General features: G+C 61.5%; 1 protein-coding gene. It reads right to left on the bottom strand.

Annotated features, from left to right (window positions below; translation table 11 throughout):
• The coding region (locus V6V89_RS41525; protein ID WP_334625245.1) for a GNAT family N-acetyltransferase at nucleotides 1-411 on the bottom strand (411 nt) is incomplete at its 3' end.
• Nucleotides 412-745: the final 334 nt, after the last annotated feature.

The raw sequence follows: 745 nt of genomic DNA, 5'->3' as shown, positions 1-745 counted from the left end.
AGCGTGGATCAAACCGGCATTTCGCAGGATACCTTCCCGATGCAGTCCCGCGCGCATAGCCACCTTCTGAGAGGCGATATTGTCAACTGCTGCCTTCAGCTCCATACGCTCGAAACCCTGGTCAGCTAACAGCCAGCGACCCACCGACCGAGTCGCTTCGGCGGCAACTCCGCGTCCTCTGGCCCAGGGGGCGATCCAGTAGCCGATCTCACTGATTCGCGCGCTCCAGTCGGTCTTCTTCAACCCGATAGTCCCGAGGAGATGATCGTTCGTCGCATCAGTGATCGCGAAGTGGATACCGTCGCCAGACTCCCGCAAGGCACGTGAAACCTTGGTGCACCAAGCCGTAGCGTCGTCGAGCGTGTACGGCTGGGCAATGGCAGCCAGCGTTGCGTCAGCTTGTCCGAACACCCCGCGTAAGTAGCCTCAACGTCCTTGCTGGTAAACGGTCGGAGGGTCAGCGCGCCTTCATGTATCGACACCTCAGGAAAGGCACGTGTCATGTGGCGGCTCCTCCTCTGCGTGGGCCAAGCGAAACCCGCGAACTATAGCAGCGAGCGTGGGTGCAGGCTGGGACGAGGCTCCTGCGGGAGGTACGTCGTGGCCACGACACTTTCGGTACTCGAGACCGCCGGCGAGTGCCTGGCCGGCTTTGCGGCATGGCGCCCTTTCGCAGAGAACGCTTTGTTGCGGATCAAAGCTGTGGCGGGCGGCAGGGAAAATCAAGGAACTCACTCACATGCCG

Source organism: Micromonospora sp. CPCC 206061 (assembly GCF_036906915.1).
Lineage (GTDB): Bacteria > Actinomycetota > Actinomycetes > Mycobacteriales > Micromonosporaceae > Phytohabitans.
The sequence above is the reverse complement of the archived record's forward strand: the minus strand, read 5'-3'. Positions and strand labels throughout refer to the sequence as shown.